11 protein-coding genes are annotated in these 16209 nt (G+C 58.1%); 5 read left to right on the forward strand and 6 right to left on the reverse strand.

Annotated features, from left to right (window positions below):
• Nucleotides 1-370: 370 nt before the first annotated feature.
• A complete protein-coding gene (fumA, locus tag FJU30_RS18300; RefSeq protein WP_150436407.1) occupies nucleotides 371-2014 on the forward strand; it encodes a class I fumarate hydratase FumA in 1644 nt (547 codons plus the stop codon).
• Nucleotides 2015-2260: 246 nt separating this feature from the next.
• The gene (tehB, locus tag FJU30_RS18305) at nucleotides 2261-3130 is read left to right on the forward strand and encodes an SAM-dependent methyltransferase TehB (protein ID WP_150436408.1); all 870 of its coding nucleotides are present in this window, start codon (nucleotides 2261-2263) and stop codon (nucleotides 3128-3130) included.
• Between the two features lie 40 nt (nucleotides 3131-3170).
• Here tehB and FJU30_RS18310 read toward each other — a convergent pair whose 3' ends face one another.
• Nucleotides 3171-4745, reverse strand: a complete 1575-nt coding sequence (locus FJU30_RS18310; RefSeq protein ID WP_150436409.1) for an alpha/beta hydrolase-fold protein — start codon at nucleotides 4743-4745, stop codon at nucleotides 3171-3173.
• Between the two features lie 182 nt (nucleotides 4746-4927).
• Between FJU30_RS18310 and FJU30_RS18315 the strand changes: the two genes are divergently transcribed.
• Nucleotides 4928-7102 carry a TonB-dependent siderophore receptor gene (locus FJU30_RS18315; RefSeq protein WP_150436410.1) on the forward strand — a complete coding sequence of 725 codons (2175 nt, stop codon included), beginning with the start codon at nucleotides 4928-4930 and terminating at the stop codon, nucleotides 7100-7102.
• A gap of 59 nt (nucleotides 7103-7161) precedes the next feature.
• On the opposite strand, the gene bacA is transcribed toward FJU30_RS18315, so the two are convergent.
• Both bacA and folB read right to left on the reverse strand, forming a co-directional pair.
• On the reverse strand, nucleotides 7162-7980 hold the full coding sequence (gene bacA / locus FJU30_RS18320; RefSeq protein WP_150436411.1) for an undecaprenyl-diphosphate phosphatase: 819 nt from the start codon (nucleotides 7978-7980) through the stop codon (nucleotides 7162-7164).
• Nucleotides 7981-8121: 141 nt separating this feature from the next.
• Nucleotides 8122-8475 carry a bifunctional dihydroneopterin aldolase/7,8-dihydroneopterin epimerase gene (gene folB / locus FJU30_RS18325; RefSeq protein WP_150436412.1) on the reverse strand — a complete coding sequence of 118 codons (354 nt, stop codon included), beginning with the start codon at nucleotides 8473-8475 and terminating at the stop codon, nucleotides 8122-8124.
• 107 nt (nucleotides 8476-8582) lie between these two features.
• On the opposite strand from folB, the gene plsY reads away from it, so the two are divergent.
• Together plsY and ppa are read left to right on the forward strand one after the other, a co-directional pair.
• The gene (gene plsY / locus FJU30_RS18330) at nucleotides 8583-9203 is read left to right on the forward strand and encodes a glycerol-3-phosphate 1-O-acyltransferase PlsY (RefSeq protein ID WP_150436413.1); all 621 of its coding nucleotides are present in this window, start codon (nucleotides 8583-8585) and stop codon (nucleotides 9201-9203) included.
• Between the two features lie 231 nt (nucleotides 9204-9434).
• The gene (gene ppa / locus FJU30_RS18335; RefSeq protein ID WP_150436414.1) at nucleotides 9435-9965 is read left to right on the forward strand and encodes an inorganic diphosphatase; all 531 of its coding nucleotides are present in this window, start codon (nucleotides 9435-9437) and stop codon (nucleotides 9963-9965) included.
• Between the two features lie 114 nt (nucleotides 9966-10079).
• On the opposite strand, the gene FJU30_RS18340 is transcribed toward ppa, so the two are convergent.
• The 3 genes from FJU30_RS18340 to tamA are packed head-to-tail and all read right to left on the reverse strand — an operon-like array spanning nucleotide 10080 to nucleotide 16011.
• Nucleotides 10080-10430, reverse strand: a complete 351-nt coding sequence (locus tag FJU30_RS18340) for a gamma-glutamylcyclotransferase family protein (protein WP_150436415.1) — start codon at nucleotides 10428-10430, stop codon at nucleotides 10080-10082.
• Between the two features lie 2 nt (nucleotides 10431-10432).
• Complete coding sequence (gene tamB / locus FJU30_RS18345) at nucleotides 10433-14278, reverse strand: autotransporter assembly complex protein TamB (protein WP_150436416.1); 3846 nt, start codon at nucleotides 14276-14278, stop codon at nucleotides 10433-10435.
• Nucleotides 14275-16011: an autotransporter assembly complex protein TamA gene (gene tamA, locus FJU30_RS18350; RefSeq protein ID WP_150436417.1), complete on the reverse strand. Its 1737-nt coding sequence runs from the start codon at nucleotides 16009-16011 to the stop codon at nucleotides 14275-14277. The genes tamB and tamA overlap by 4 nt, the downstream gene beginning before the upstream one ends.
• Between the last annotated feature and the right edge of the window lie 198 nt (nucleotides 16012-16209).

Here is a 16209-nt window from a genome sequence, read left to right on the forward strand (position 1 = left end):
TGGCCGGTTCGGAAAACAGCGGGAATTACTTTAGTTAATAAGTGAAGTAGATCACTTGCCGCACATCGCAAAACCTTCATTACGCAGTGAATAAAAATATTAATTCATTGTTTTATATTGATTTATTTTGTCTGGTTATTTTATCCTCACGCCGGTAAAACAGTTTAGCCCAAAGGAAAACCATACTATTATAGGGTTTATTATTTCTATTTTTGATAAATGGGCGTACGCAATCATTCATCGCCAATAAATTTCAGAACGCAGAAAAACGGCCAAAATAGAGCACAGCCGAACGCCTCTGCAGCCTGGAGTATGACGGGAATAGGGATGACCAGCGCGCCCGACTAACAATACCGCTGAGGATGAGCAAATGTCGAAAAAACCATTCTATTATCAGGAACCGTTTCCGCTGGCCAAAGACGATACCGAGTATTATCTGGTCAGCAGCGACCATGTCTCCGTCACCCGTTTTGAAGAGCACGAAGTGTTGAAGGTCGCGCCGCAGGCGCTGACGCTGCTGGCGCAGCAGGCGTTCCACGACACCGCCTTTATGCTGCGACCCGCGCACCTGCGGCAGGTCGCCAGTATTCTGCACGATGAGCAGGCCAGCCAGAACGATAAATATGTGGCTCTGCAGTTTCTGCGCAACGCCGAAATTGCCGCCAAAGGCGTCCTGCCGGGCTGTCAGGATACCGGCACCGCAATCATCATGGGCAAAAAGGGCCAACAGGTCTGGACCGGCGCCAACGACGCCGAGGCGCTGGCGCGCGGCGTCTACAACACCTATACCGAAGATAACCTGCGCTATTCACAAAACGCCGCGCTGGATATGTATAAAGAGGTGAATACCGGCACCAATCTGCCGGCGCAGATCGATCTCTACAGCACGGAAGGCGACGAATATAAATTTTTGTTCGTCGCGAAAGGCGGCGGTTCGGCCAACAAAAGCTATCTATATCAGGAAACCAAAGCGCTGCTGACGCCGGGAAAACTGAAAGACTACCTGGTTGATAAAATGCGCTCGCTGGGCACCGCCGCCTGTCCGCCTTACCACATCGCTTTCGTGATTGGCGGCACCTCGGCCGAGGCGACGCTGAAAGCGGTGAAGCTGGCCTCGACCAAATATTACGATGCTCTGCCGACGGAAGGTAATGAACACGGCCAGGCGTTCCGCGATACGGCGCTGGAGCAGGAACTGCTGCGGGCCGCGCAGGATCTGGGGCTGGGCGCTCAGTTCGGCGGCAAATATTTCGCTCATGATATCCGGGTCGTCCGCCTGCCGCGCCACGGCGCTTCCTGCCCGGTCGGTATGGGCGTTTCCTGCTCCGCCGACCGCAACATCAAGGGCAAAATCAACCGTCAGGGCATCTGGCTGGAAAAACTGGAAGTGAATCCGGGCCGCTACATTCCAGAGGCGCTGCGTCAGTCCGGCGAAGGGGAAGTGGTCAACATCGATCTCAATCAGCCGATGGAGGATATCCTGCGCCAGCTGTCGAAGTACCCGGTTGCCACTCGTCTGTCGCTGAACGGCACCATTATCGTCGGCCGCGATATCGCGCACGCCAAACTCAAAGAGCGGCTGGATAACGGCGAAGATCTGCCGCAGTACATCAAAGATCACCCGATCTACTACGCCGGCCCGGCCAAAACGCCGCAAGGCTATCCATCCGGCTCTCTCGGCCCCACCACCGCCGGGCGCATGGACTCGTACGTCGATCTCCTGCAGTCGCACAGAGGCAGTATGATCATGCTGGCCAAAGGCAACCGCAGCCAGCAAGTTACCGATGCCTGTAAAAAACATGGCGGCTTCTATCTGGGCAGCATCGGCGGCCCGGCGGCGGTTCTCGCGCAGCAGAGTATTAAAAACCTGAGCTGCGTTGAATATCCGGAGCTCGGCATGGAAGCCATCTGGAAAATCGAGGTGGAGGATTTCCCGGCCTTTATTTTGGTGGATGATAAAGGCAATGATTTTTACCAGCTCATTCTGTCGGGCAAATGCGCTAACTGCAGCTGACGCCGGCGGCCGATGCCGGAGCGTCGGCCGCACTCCCTTTCCGGGCTCCCCGACTGCGGAGCCCGCCCTGCCCGCCGACGCCGTTTTGCCCTCGTCGCCGCCATAAAGATGCATTTTAAATACATTTTTATAGCCAGAACGCCATGCGCTTTTATACACTATGCCCGCAAGCAGAACGGATACCGCAGGCGCCCGCGCCTATGCATAGCGGGCCTGACCGACCGGGCATACATTCAGAGGGGTATCATGCAACAGGAACTTATCTGCTATAAAACGCTGCCGCGCTGGAACAGCCGGACGCTACCGGCGGAGCTGCGCGCGCAGCACAATACTCAGGACGGCAGCTGGGTGCAGTTGACCATCTTTCGCGGCGAACTGACCTTCGCCTTTCTGCAGGAAACGGGCGAAGTGATCTCGCAACAGCCTTTTTCGCCGCAGCGTCAACCGCCGCGGGTTGAGCCGCAGGCGTGGCACCGCATCGTCTCCAGCTCAGAAGATATGGAATGCCAGCTGGCTTTCTTCTGCCGCGCGGAAGATTACTACCACAAGAAATATGGCCTGACCCGCACCCATTCGGAAGTTATCGCCGCTCTACGCCACGTGTCGCCGTGCAGAGCGCTGGACCTGGGCTGCGGTTCCGGCCGAAACGCGCTCTATCTCAATAAGATGGGTTTCGACGTCGCCGCCTGCGATAAAAACGCATCCGGCATCGATTCGTTAAACGCGATGATAAAAAGCGAGGGCCTGCGACGCATCACGGCCGGCGTTTATGATATCAACGAAGCGGCTATAGACACACAGTACGGCTTTATTCTGTCCACCGTGGTAATGATGTTTCTGGCGCCGACGCGCATTCCGGCCATAATCGACAATATGCAGCAGAGCACGCTGGCGGGCGGTTATAACCTGATCGTTGCCGCCATGTCGACCGACGACGTCCCCTGCCCGCTGCCTTTCTCGTTCACCTTTAAACAGCAGGAATTGCGCGACTATTACCGCGCATGGGAAATCATTAAATACAATGAAGACATGGGTGAATTGCACAAAACCGACGCGGCCGGCAACCGGATAAAACTGCGTTTCGCCACCTTGCTGGCGAGAAAAACCAGCGCCTGATCGACGCGTTTGCCATACGTCTCGCCGCCGCAACATAATCTCAATCCAGCAGCGCACTGAGGCCGAGCGGAATCTCTTCGCACCAGCGGATATAGTCATGTCCGCTGGAACGTTCCACATGACTCACGTCATAACCTTTATTTTTCAATACGGTATATAAACGCCGGTTGTTAGCCAGAATCCCCCCGCCGTCGCCCTTTTGCTCAAAGCGTCCGGCTTCCAGATAGAAACGAATCGGTTTTCTCGGCCCGCCGGCGAACTGATCGATCAACCATTCCGGCACGCCATCCGGCGATCGCCACCAGTAGGAGCCGGACAGGCTCAGTACATTGCCGAACCGATCGGGATAACGCCAGGCCGCCCAGGCCGAAGCCAGCCCGCCATAGCTCGATCCCGCCACCACCGTGCGCGCGGCGCGGCTGTCGATCCCCCGTTCAGCCAGCCAGGGCAGTAATTCGTGAACCAAAAAATCGGCAAACGACGGATTGGGCGGTAATTCTCTCCCCCGGGTATCGCCGTCGAGACTATCGACAAACACCAGCGTTACCGGCGGCAAAGCGCCATGCCGGATCAATACATCAATCTGTTCGTGCAAACGGTATTTTTTAAGGTAAGTCTGGCCGTCAAACAAAATCACCAGGCGCCGGTCATCGTGGTCGCCCGGCGGCTGGTAGATGGCGATAGCGCGCCGGTTATTCAGAATAGCGCTTGCCAGCGATTCGCTATGCAAGGTACCGGCCAGCGAATATCCCGGCGCGATGCGCTGCCGGCAAACGCGTTCGCCGGACAGATTCAGCAGGGAAGCGTGGTTATAACGATCCTCCGACGGGGCGGGACTGGCCTGCGGGTTAAGTGGATCGGCCTGCGCGGTGATCAAAATCGCCCGGCGCTGCGCCATCGGCGAGTCGTCGACGACCGGCACGTCCGGCGCCAGCCGGTAAGACATCAACGTATCTTTTGGCACGATATAACTACGGAACCAGACGTCGCTGCCCGGCAAATAATACAGGGGATCGTGATCGCCGGAAGGCGCGCCGAGGATAAACACATTCTGACGCGCCGAGCGCCATAAAAACGTCACAATGCGGGAATCGGCGTCATAAGGCTCCACCAGGGGCGACCCCGAACGGGCCACCTCCCGCCAGAATGACGCTGTCCCCTCCCCCTGCCGAACCTGCCGGTCAAGACGCATGATCAGCGGGCTGATAATATCCGGCGCCAGCGGAAGTTTAAGCGGCTTCGCGGCGTAGCTTTCCAGCGCCAGCGACCAGGTTCCTCCAGCCGGCCCCGTCAGCCGCAGATAATAGTTTCCATCCTCCATCACGGCAAATACGCCGCGGTTGGTCGTGGTTACCGGCATATCGCTGATGACGGTCCTGAGGTGACGGCGCTGACTGTCGCTCAGCCGCAAATCGCCGCCGCCGATTAACGTAGCGCGAACGTAAGTCTGAGCGTTAAGCGGAAGCGAAACGCAGGCGACCCCCTGCCGATCAAATTGTCCTGTCACCGGCACGCCGTCGAAAACAGCGGGAGGCGAAACGCATGACGACTGCGCAAACACCGCATCTGACAGCAACAGCATAGCTCCGGCCAGCTTAACCACATTATTTTTCATGACGTTTTATTCATCCGAACGATGAAGTTAGCCCCGGCATCATACCATGACGGAGTTAGACAACTAATGCAAATAATAATGCCAATCATTAGCGTTAGCGTTAATCGTTGTGCTAATGTTTTTCCCGCCATGCGAAAGGATGGAATTATCTTTGTTTTACAAATAATTAAAGAGAACCACTTATGCATAACAAATCGACAGGGCAAAAAATAAGGCCGCTCGCATTGTCTCCACTGCTGCTGATTACCGGCGTTACGCTGTTTCCTCTGGCAGAGGCCTGCGCCGCGCAAGTCAGCCAGCAGGAAGATACAATGCTGATCACCGCCGGCGGCGCGGAAAATCCGGAAGCGCCGGTGAAAGGATTTGTGGCTAAACAAAGTCTGGCGGGGACGAAAACCGCGACCGACATCAATAAGACGCCACAGTCTATCTCCGTGGTTACCCGCGACCAAATGGACGCGCAGGACGTCTCTTCCGTTTCCCAGGCATTACGCTACACGCCCGGCGTGTTTACCGAATATCGCGGCGGCTCCAATCGCTACGACGAACTCTATATTCGCGGCTTTAGCTATGCGCCCCGTTTCCTGGACGGGCTGAGCTACGGCAATAGCGCCTCGTCGCAAAACGGGGTGATCGATCCCTGGCTGCTGGAACGGGTGGAGGTGGTCCGCGGTCCGGCGTCGGTACTGTACGGCCAGGTCAACCCCGGCGGGCTGGTCAGCATGACCAGCAAGCGCCCGGTAGCCGAAACCATCCGTAAAGTGCAGTTCAAAACGGGCGACGATAATCTGGCTCAGGCCGCGTTTGATTTTGGCGGCCGGTTAAACGATGACGGCACGCTGCTCTATCGGCTGAACGCCATCGCCCTCACAAAGGATACCCAGACCGACGACTATAAAGAGCAGCGTTTCGCCATCGCGCCGGCGCTCACCTGGCAGCCGAACAACGATACCACCTTCACCCTGCTCGCCAGTTTCCAGCGCGATCCCAAAGCGGGCTACCGTAACTTCCTGCCCGCCGTCGGGACCGTCTTCAACACCTCTTACGGTAAGATCCCGCATGATTTCAACGTCAGCGATCCAAACTACAACGAATCCTGGCGCGAACAAAAATCCATCGGTTACCGCTTCGAACACATCATTAATGATGTATTTACCATCCGTCAGAACGTACGGTATTCGGACATCGAACAGCGCTACAGATATCTGGTTTACACCAACTCGGCCAGCGACACGACGCTCAACCGCCGCGCCCAGGTCGAATGGCGAAAAACCAAAGAAATTGTGTTGGATAACCAGCTTAACGCGCAGTTCAACACCGGCGCGCTGGATCATAACCTGCTGATTGGTCTGGACTATAAAGGTAATAAAGACGATCAGACGCTGGCCCGCGCCACCGCGGCCAGCATTGACTGGACCCATCCCCTCTATGGTCTGAATATTGATGAAAGCACGTTCGATATCAGCACCGATCAGCGCCAGAATCTGGATCAGGTCGGGATTTATCTGCAGGATCAAATCGAATGGAACCGCTGGAATCTGCTGCTGTCCGGCCGCCAGGACTGGAGCGAAGTCAGAACCAGTAATTTCCTGACCAACAGCCGCCAACAGCAAAACGATCAGAAGCTGACCGGACGGGCCGGGCTGCTCTACGCCTTCGACAACGGCATCTCGCCCTATGTCAGCGCCAGCACCTCATTTGAACCGGTTTTAGAACGCAATAACAACAGCAATAAAACGTTTGATCCGATCACCGGCCGTCAGTTAGAAGCCGGGGTCAAATATCAGCCGACCGGCAGCAATACGCTCGCCACGCTGGCGGTTTACGATCTGCGCCAGCGCAATCAGTTAACCCGCCAAAATTCCGCCGAGGATTATAAACAGATTGGCGAAGTCAGATCGCGCGGTCTGGAAGCCGAGCTACGCTCTCAATTGACCGACGAACTGAGCGTCATCGCATCTTACTCCCTGACCGATACGAAAACGCTGCGCAGCGAAACCGCGGGAACCGAAGGTAAAAAGCTTGCCCGCGTCCCGCGCCACCTCGCCTCGCTGTGGGCCAACTACACATTCCAGCGCGGCGTGCTGGCAGGCTTTACCGCCGGTGCCGGCGCGCGCTACGTGGGCAGCAGCTACGGCGATTCGACCAATACCTTCAAGGTTCCGTCGGTTGATCTGTACGACGCCATGCTGAAATACGATTTAGGCCAGGCGAGTTCCCGACTGAAAGGCGCCTCGGTTCAGGTCAATGTAAACAACCTGTTAGATAAGGAGTATGTGTCGGCCTGCGGCAACACAACCTCCTGTTTCTACGGCGTAGGCCGCACAGCGACGCTGACCGTAAACTACACCTGGTAACCCCCTGCCAGGTAAAACAGCGCCCGACCGCCGGGTAAGGAAGCACCAGCCAGCCGCGGTTAGAAGAATACCAGGTAAACCGCGGCGGCCACCACAAAACGGTAGATAGCGAAAGGCACAAACGAGATACGTTTAATGATCTGCAGGAAGGTCTTAATCGCAATCAACGCCACGACGAAGGCAGTCAGGAAACCGACGGCGAACATCGGCACATCGCTCAGCGCCAGGAAATGCCAGCTCTTATACAGATCCAGCACCGTCGCGCCCATCATCATCGGAACCGCCAGAATAAAGGAAAACTCCGACGCGGCGTAGCGGCTCACGCCCATCAGCATCCCGCCGGAGATGGTCGCGCCGGAACGGGAAAACCCCGGCCACAGCGCCAGACACTGAAAACAACCAATCATAAACGCCTGGCGGTAGCTAATGTCATCCAGCCCCTCGGCGCGCGGTTTTTTCGGCTTCAGCCACTCCGCGGCAAGCAGCAGGAAGCCGCCGACCACCAGCGCATACGCCACATTTCGCGGGTTGAACAGCGACTTAATCACGTCGTGAAACAGCAGGCCGAGAATCACGGCCGGGATCATCGCCAGCAGGATATGCCCCAGTTTGAGCCGTCCGCCGCTCTGGCTTTCCTGCGTCGACCGGCCGAAATGGATGCCGATCAGGCCGAACATTCGCCGCCAGAACAGCGCGACAACCGCCAGAATAGAACCAAGCTGAATGATCACTTCAAAGGTTTTCGCCTTATCGTCGTAGAACCCCAGCCAGTGCCCCACAATGATCATATGCCCGGTCGAAGAGACCGGCAAAAACTCGGTCAATCCCTCAACCACCCCCAAAATAAACGCCACCAGCAACGAATGCAGATCCGTCATGTCAGTTACCTTAACCGTTGAAATAACACACAAAAAAAACGGCCATGCTGTTCAGCAATCGGCCGCAAAACATTCGAATTATAGACTAGCAGACAAATATTTAGTTTCATTTACATGAGATATCATGCTGAAAAATCAGAATTATCGCGTCCCGCGCTCAATGACCACGCCCACCTGGCGCGCCTGCGCCACCGCGCCCGGTTTGGCGACCTTAACTCTCAGCCAGGGAATGGAGAAACGCTGCATCAACAATTGCGCAACCTCTTCGGCGACCCGCTCCACCAGAGCGAAGCGCCGCCCGGCGACATGTTCGATAACCGCGGCGCTGACATCCGCATAGCTCAGGCAATCGCGCACATCGTCGCTGGCCGCCGCCCGCCGGTTGTCCCAGCCCAGTTCAAGGTCAAACACCAGCTTTTGCTCAATGGTCTGCTCCCAGTCATACACGCCGATAGTGGTAATCACCGCCAGCTCTTCAATAAATACAATATCCATCACGCCATTCTCTGTTTTTAACCGTGCCGGATACCACTTCCGGCAGAATATGCGTATTATCCACAGATGCTAAGCTTAAAACGACTTTTATTAAACGGAACCGAGTTATGAGTGCTATCGCACCGGGCATGATTATTCTCGCCTATCTGTGTGGCTCTATCTCCAGCGCGATTCTGGTTTGTCGAATCGCCGGGTTGCCAGACCCGCGTGAGCATGGCTCAGGCAACCCTGGCGCCACCAATGTTTTGCGCATTGGCGGCAAAGCCGCCGCGGCCTGCGTGCTGATTTTCGATATGCTGAAAGGGATGCTGCCGGTCTGGGCGGCGTACGAGCTTGGCGTACCGCCGCTCTATCTTGGGCTGACGGCGATTGCCGCTTGTCTCGGCCATATTTATCCGGTGTTCTTCCATTTTCGCGGCGGTAAAGGCGTGGCCACGGCATTCGGCGCTATCGCGCCAATCGGCTGGGATCTCACCGGTCTGGTGACCGGCACCTGGCTGCTGACCCTGCTGCTGAGCGGTTATTCCTCGCTCGGCGCCATTGTCAGCGCGCTGGTGGCCCCGTTTTACGTCTGGTGGTATAAGCCCGAACTGACCTTTCCGGTTTCCATGCTGTCCTGCCTGATCCTGGTGCGCCATCACGACAATATTCAGCGCCTGTGGCGCGGTCAGGAAACGAAAATTTGGCGCCGGCGCGGCAAGAAAGAGACGCCCCCGAAAACGCAGTAAGTGCGGCCAGGCGCGCCCATCCGTACCGTGATACAGCCTCCTCGCCCGCCGACGCCGCTAAAACCGCGTCACGCCCGGCGCCAGCGACGTCCCTTCCCCGGCGGAGCGAATCTCTCTTTATCTCTTTAGCCGCCCGCGATGATCGGCGCGGCGTCCGGTATTAGGACATCAGAAGGGTTTTGGCTATAATAGCCGCCACTCCATTTCTGGTTGAGAGAGAAGGAAACCAACATGAGTCTGAATCAGGTACCGGCAGGTAAAGATCTTCCGGAAGATATCTACGTAATCATCGAAATTCCTGCCAACGCCGACCCGATCAAATACGAGATCGATAAAGAAAGCGGCGAGCTGTTTGTCGATCGTTTCATGTCCACGGCGATGTTCTACCCGTGCAACTACGGCTACATCAACAACACTCTGTCTCTGGACGGCGATCCGGTGGACGTGCTGGTCCCGACGCCGTATCCGCTGCAGCCTGGCGCCGTGATCCGCTGCCGTCCGGTCGGCGTGCTGAAAATGACGGACGAAGCGGGCGAAGACGCCAAGCTGGTCGCCGTACCGCACAGCAAACTGACCAAAGAGTACGATCACGTGAAAGACGTGAACGACCTGCCGGAACTGCTGCGCGCGCAGATCAGCCATTTCTTTGAACATTACAAAGATCTGGAAAAAGGCAAATGGGTGAAGGTTGACGGCTGGGAAAACGCCGAATCCGCCAAAGCGGAAATCGTCGCCTCTTTCGAGCGCGCGAAGAAAAAATAAACGCCCGCCGACCGTCGATCTTACGTCAGCGAAAGAGAGACGGTTTTGCCGGACATAAACTTGTCCGCGCCTTTAAACAAACACCGCCATCAGGCGGTGTTTTTTCAAATGAAATTAATGCGCGTCCTCGTCACGTTTAAGCCAGTCGCCGCAGGCGATCCGACGTAGTCCGTCCACCGGACGCTGATATAAATAGAGCCAGGCGATCCCCTGCGGAGTCGAGACCAGTTCACGTTTATACTCGTGTCCGTCCCGCTTTAACGCATCCAGCTCGGTCAGTATCGACGAACTGATGCGGTAAACTTCGCAATAGATCTGCCCCTCGCCGTGCACCACCGCCGGATAGTGGCCGAGATCATACATCTCGTATCCGGCGAGCTGGCAATTCCCTACCCACTGCGCGTTGGTCATCCAGTGACTATTTCCCTGTTTGCGCCGTAAACTGCCATAGACAATAATTCGCATCGCTAAAACTCAAACTGATAGAGCAAATCTAATGCCTGATCGATACCAGACACCGCTTCCAGATACAGTTTTGGCATTAAGCGGTAACGCAGTGTTAACGTCGCCAGCGAATCGAAGATGCCAATTCCATATTTAACCTGCAGACCAGGCAGGACGTAACCGCTAACGACAACCTGCGAGCTATCGCCGGCACCCTGTGTATCCAGGGCTAAATTACTTACGCCGAAGGCCTCGCCGATTTTACCCACAACCTGACCACTTTGTGCAACCCCTAAACCGATCAGCATTGAAGTCATCATGGAACTATCGGTGCCGGAGCTATCCAGCCCCTGCCCTCGCAGCAGATAAGACAGCGCTTCCTGTTGCGACATGGTGGGATCGGAAAAGACATCCAGCGAAGGCGCAGTAGCCAGCCCGGTAACCCGCACGCCGGCGGTGACGTCGTCCTCGGTCGAATCAGGATTGCGGATCGCTTCGAAATTGAGCATCGGCTGCTCCGGCGAGCCGGAGAACAGGATCTGCCCTTTGCGCACGATCAGATCCTGTCCGTAAGCGTGAAAACGCCCGGACGGGATATTGATCTGCCCGTTCAGCCCCAGACCGCGTTCATCCTGGACCATTTTCAACGCGCCGTTCAGACGAGCCTGCAGGCCGAACGCATCCAGCCGCACGTCGTCGCCGATATTGATCGTCAGGTTGCTGTTGATCGGAATGCCGGCCGATTTCGTTTCCAGCGGACGCCGCTGCTCATCCAGCATCACCTCGTCGGAAGAGACGTCCACCGCGCTTTCCGGCATCTCTTTCACCACGATGCGCGCCCAGGGAATATTCACCGAACCATTCAGCGCAAACAGCTGCGGCGAAGCGTCGAAACGAATATCGGGCGAAACGTCCAGCCGAACCATCGGCGGCACCGTGACCCGGATACGGTCGCCCTTCGCCGCCACGCTCGCGCGCCACGCCTCCGGCCTGGTCCAGTCGGCGTCGCCGGACAGATTAAGCTGCCCGGTGGTGGTTCTCAGGATGCCCTCCAGCGTCGAACTCATTCCATTGAAGTTGATCGCCAGCTGGCCGTTATTCAGATCGACCGGCATCCAGTTGCCGTCGATGTCAAAACGCTCCAGCGCCAGACGCCCGAACAGCTGCGGCCGTTCCACGTTGCCGCCGAGCCGCAGGCTGGCGTTGAGTATGCCGGCAGCCTTCTCGCCCTGTTGCAGGGCTGGATTGAGCAGCGCGAGCGAAATATTGTCGATTGCGATGTTGCCGGACAAATTACGCCGGCCCTGCGGATCGGCGATCAGTACGTTGCCGTTGAAGCGGCCGTTGCCGCTAATCGCCATCAGCCAGTCGAGCCGCGCCCCCGCACGCCCCAATTCCGCATTGAGCGTCAACGTGTCGAACGCTACCGGCAGCATATTGCCCTGCACGCGCTGCTGGATTTTCACCCCGCTGCCGGCCAGACGCACTTTCGCCTGCGGCAGGCCGCCGTTCGCCTGCCAGCTGACGTCCGCCGCGCCGCTGAAGCTGCCGCTCAGCTGAGTATCGTCGGTCAGAAACGGCTTCAGCATCGCGAGATCGAAACGGTTAAGCACCACGCTGGCCTGGCCGCCCGGGCCGGCTTCGATCGCCTTCGGCACGCACAGTTCGGCGTTCGGGTTGCGCCAGCAGTGCGGGCCGATGGTCACTTTCTGCTGCGCGTTAAGATAATCCAGCGCGATCGCCCGCGTTTGGCTCCACTCGCCGGCCGGGGTATCAACGCGCGTATCGTTCAGCGTGCCGCGCCAGCGCTGCTGCGCGCGATCGAAACTGCCGTTCAGCGCCAACTGGCCGGCGACCGGCTCGCCCTGCAGCGCCAGCTTCAACTGATGCTGTTTTTCGCTGCCGCTGGCGTCCAGCGTAATCAGACTGAGATCGAGATCGCCCTGTTTAACCTGTTCAATCCGCACGGCCAGTTTACCCTGTACCTGCTGCGCCGACTGCACATCGCCGTTCACGCTGACGCGCCGGACGCTCAGATCCTGCCAGCGCAATCCCGACGCAGTGATATCCGCCAGCAGCTGCGGCGCGCTCAATTCTCCGCGCAGCTTCAGCGTGCCTTTGGCCGTACCGCCCAGCCCCGGCAGCGTGCCGTCCAGCGACGGCGCGTCGATCGCGGCGTCCAGCTGCCATTTATCGCTCAGCTGGCCGCTCACGCTGAGTTTATTGCGCCCCAGGGTCAGGTCCAGTCCGGGAATTTGCCACTGTCCGGCGGCGTTGCCGCGCAGTTCCCCTCTGGCCGTCACCTTGTTCTGCTTCACATTGCCGTCAAGACGCAGCTCCGGCACGCGCAGTTGCCAGCTGCCGCCGTACACGCTGCCGGTCGTGGTGATTTTTCCGTCCAGCCGCGCCGGCCATTCCGGCCACTGCCGCGCCGTATTGATGCCGCTAAGCGTCAGTTGACCGCGCCAGCTCACCGCCTTGCTCCAGTCGACCAATCCGCTCAGGTCGGTATTGCCCTGCAGCGCGCTCACCCGCAGCCGGGTCAGGCTGAACTGCTGAGTATTGCCTTTACCATCCAGCTGCAGCGTGGCGGGCGGCAGATCGCTGCCGCGCACGTCGCCGCGCAGCGCCAGCGTATAGTCGGTAGCCTGCCCGTTCAGACGCAGGTTCAGCCCGCTGGCCTGATACTGCGCCGTGCCGGTCAATGGCCAGCGCAGCTGCGGACTTTGCAACGTAACGTCCAGCGGCAAACCGGCCTGAGCCAGTTGAGCGTGCGCGTCCAGCTGCGCCTTCAACGGACCGGACAGATTAAGCGCAAGGTTCAGCCGTTCGCGCAGGCCGCCGTCCAGCGTCAGTTTCAGCTTCTCTCCCCGCACCGGTTCGACGTTCAGCGCGCCATTGGCCTGCAGGCTGACCGGCCAGTTATCGCTCAGGAGCGCATGACCGCTGGCGTACAGCGATCCCTGCGGCGACTGCACCACCAGCTTATCCAGCGTCAGCGCCTGCGCCTGGCTGCTGGCCTGCAGTTGCAGAATGGAGATTTGTCCCTCTTGCCCGCCGGACAGCGTCATCTGCCGCGCCTCAAAATCCGGGATGCTGATATCCAACGGCAGACGAAAATCCGGTAGCGCCGGCAACAGCGGCCGGGAAAACAGATCCTGCAGGGTATCGCCCAGCGAAGTCGGCGCTGCCTGAGCGACCGCCGCCGCGCGCTCGCCATCCGTCTGCTGCGCCGCGTTCACCACCTGTTTTACCGCCTGCTGCGCCGCCTGACTGGCCTGCGCGGCCGCGCCGTCCGCCGGCTCCTCTCCGTCCGACGACGGCGTCAACGCCACCACCAGCCCGCTGAGACGGGTCGGCAGCAGGGTTAACGCCCGCTGTTGCCACTGAGCGCCGGTGCTCAGTTCGCCCAGAAAGACCGCCGTATCGTCGACCTTCAACTGAATGTTATTCAGCGTCAGGCGGCGCAGCTCAATCGGGAACGGGGCGTTCAGATCGGTCAGCGGCGGCGAAGGCGCCGGCGTCGGCTCCGACGGCGGCAGAGCATGGGTATCGACCGCCACCACCACGTTTTCGGCGGACAGCGTATTGACGCACAGCCGGCTATGCAGCAGACAGCCGGGGTCCAGCGCCAGATTGAACTGGCCGGCGTTAACCGTCACGCCCGGCATGGTGTAGCTCACCTCTTTCAGGATTAAATTACGCCAGCCGCCTTCGACGCTGGCGATTTGCAGCCCCGGCACCCAGCGCGCCGCGCCGTTAAGCAACAGATGTAAACCGGTGGTGGTGCCGACCAGAAACGCCACCAGCGCTATCAGCAACAGCAAAACCACCATCACACCGATGCCGATCTTTTTTAGCAAACTCATAGTTCAGGCCCCAAACCGATATAAAACTGAATACCATTTTTTTCCGGATCCCCGACCGGCGTAGCGATATCCAGCTTTACCGGTCCAATCGGCGACGCCCAGCGCACGCCGACTCCGGCCCCGGTTTTAAAATCGTCCTGTTTAATATCGTTCACTGCCTCTCCTGAGTCGACAAACACGGCGCCCCACCATTTGCCGGTTACGTTATATTGGTATTCCAGCGAACCGGTCACCAGCCGCGAGGCGCCGGTCAGCTTGTCCTCATCGTCGCGCGGCGAGATGGATTTATATTTGTAGCCGCGGATGCTGCGATCGCCGCCGGCGAAAAAGCGCAGCGACGGCGGCACGCGCGAAAAGCTGCCGGTTTCAATCCAGCCCAGCGTGCCGCGCGCCACAAAACGGTGCTTTTCGGCCAGCGTGCGGATCCAGACGTTTTGCGCCTGGAATACGGCGAAGTCCACATCCGAACCCCACGTGGTGTTGGAGACATCGATCGAGTAGCGCTGCGAATCGCCCCATACCGGCATCAGGCCGCCGCGCTGGCGGGTGCGATTAATACCGACGCCCGGGTAAAGCAGCATCGTGGTGTCGGTTACGCTGCCCTGGGTAAAGTGATCCAGGCTCCAGCGCAAATTGACCGAACGCTGCCAGCCACTGGACAGATCCCAGTAGCGCGCCACATTGAGGGTGGTTGAATCCGATTTGGTGTCGTTGAGATCCTCGCGCTTAAAGCCGCCTTGCAGCAGGTAGTAGTGCTCCAGCGGATTTTTGAGCAGCGGAATCTTGTAGCTGAAGTCCAGCGACTGCTCGGGCGCGGAAATGCTGGCGCTGCTTTCCAGGCTGTGGCCGCGTGAATTCAGCCACGGCTTTTTCCAGGTCGCCTTGACGCGCGGCCCGACGTCGGTCGAGTAACCGACGCCGGTTTCGATAGTGTTGCGGGTGCGCGGCGTCACTACCGCGTCGAGCGGCAGCACTTTGGTTTCTCTCGACTGACTAAAATCGGGCGATACCACGGCGGAGTTGAACCAGCCGGTGGACGACAGCCGGCGGTTCAGCTCGCCCAGGTCTTCCGTACTGTAATCATCGCCTTCATGGAACGGCACCAGATTCTGCAGGTAGTCTTCCCGAATCTGCGAGCCCTGATAATTTACCTTGCCGAAGCGATAGCGCTGCCCGCTGTCAAAATCGATATCCCAGAAGGCCTTACGCTGTTCCTGAATAACGCCGAGCCGGCTCTCGGCGAAACGGGCGTCAAAGTAGCCCTTGCGCAGCGCCAGGCTATTGAAAGAATTTTTGAAGCTATCGTAGTCAGCATGGTTCAGTATGGCGCCGCTCTTCGGGACGCCGGTGCGCAGCAACTGCTGATAATCTTTGTCTTCTTTCGCGCCGCCGCGCAGCGTGACGTTCACTTCGGCGATTTTCACCGGCTCCCCCGGCGTCACCCGCGCCAGCAACACCGGACGCCCGCCGTTCACCGCCGGACGAAACTCAAAATCTATTTGCGGATCGTAATAGCCCAGCGCCCGTAGCCCGTGCCGGATCGCTTCATCGACCCGCGCGCGAAAACGCCCGTCCGCGCTGACTTCGTCGGCGCCAATCGTCGATAACCGTGCGCGGACATTTTTCTGCAGTTCCCCGCTCAGCCCGCTAACCTGTAAACGCACATTCGCCGCCCAGGCGGATGGAGTCACCAGCAGCACGCATAATAAACAGAAGGCACGGTATCGTGACACACTGACTCCTTAAATGAATTTCTTAATGTCCTGAAAAATCGTCACTGAATTTCCCGATTGCACCAGATGTAAAAACTGGTTTTATCGGTTAAAGATAAATTTTAACCTGTAAATCCCAAAAATGCTGCGTCGGTAACGTACATAACCGTAACATTACTCGGCGAACGTGGCGAGGAGACATCCGCTTTCTTCTCCGCT

The organism is Affinibrenneria salicis, from assembly GCF_008710095.1.

What these genes read in the sequence shown, in the direction of transcription:
- fumA (WP_150436407.1), top strand. Translation starts at nt 371, where the DNA reads ATGTCGAAAAAACCATTCTATTATCAGGAACCGTTTCCGCTGGCCAAA.
- tehB (WP_150436408.1), top strand. Translation starts at nt 2,261, where the DNA reads ATGCAACAGGAACTTATCTGCTATAAAACGCTGCCGCGCTGGAACAGC.
- FJU30_RS18310 (WP_150436409.1), bottom strand. Translation starts at nt 4,745, where the DNA reads ATGAAAAATAATGTGGTTAAGCTGGCCGGAGCTATGCTGTTGCTGTCA.
- FJU30_RS18315 (WP_150436410.1), top strand. Translation starts at nt 4,928, where the DNA reads ATGCATAACAAATCGACAGGGCAAAAAATAAGGCCGCTCGCATTGTCT.
- bacA (WP_150436411.1), bottom strand. Translation starts at nt 7,980, where the DNA reads ATGACGGATCTGCATTCGTTGCTGGTGGCGTTTATTTTGGGGGTGGTT.
- folB (WP_150436412.1), bottom strand. Translation starts at nt 8,475, where the DNA reads ATGGATATTGTATTTATTGAAGAGCTGGCGGTGATTACCACTATCGGC.
- plsY (WP_150436413.1), top strand. Translation starts at nt 8,583, where the DNA reads ATGAGTGCTATCGCACCGGGCATGATTATTCTCGCCTATCTGTGTGGC.
- ppa (WP_150436414.1), top strand. Translation starts at nt 9,435, where the DNA reads ATGAGTCTGAATCAGGTACCGGCAGGTAAAGATCTTCCGGAAGATATC.
- FJU30_RS18340 (WP_150436415.1), bottom strand. Translation starts at nt 10,430, where the DNA reads ATGCGAATTATTGTCTATGGCAGTTTACGGCGCAAACAGGGAAATAGT.
- tamB (WP_150436416.1), bottom strand. Translation starts at nt 14,278, where the DNA reads ATGAGTTTGCTAAAAAAGATCGGCATCGGTGTGATGGTGGTTTTGCTG.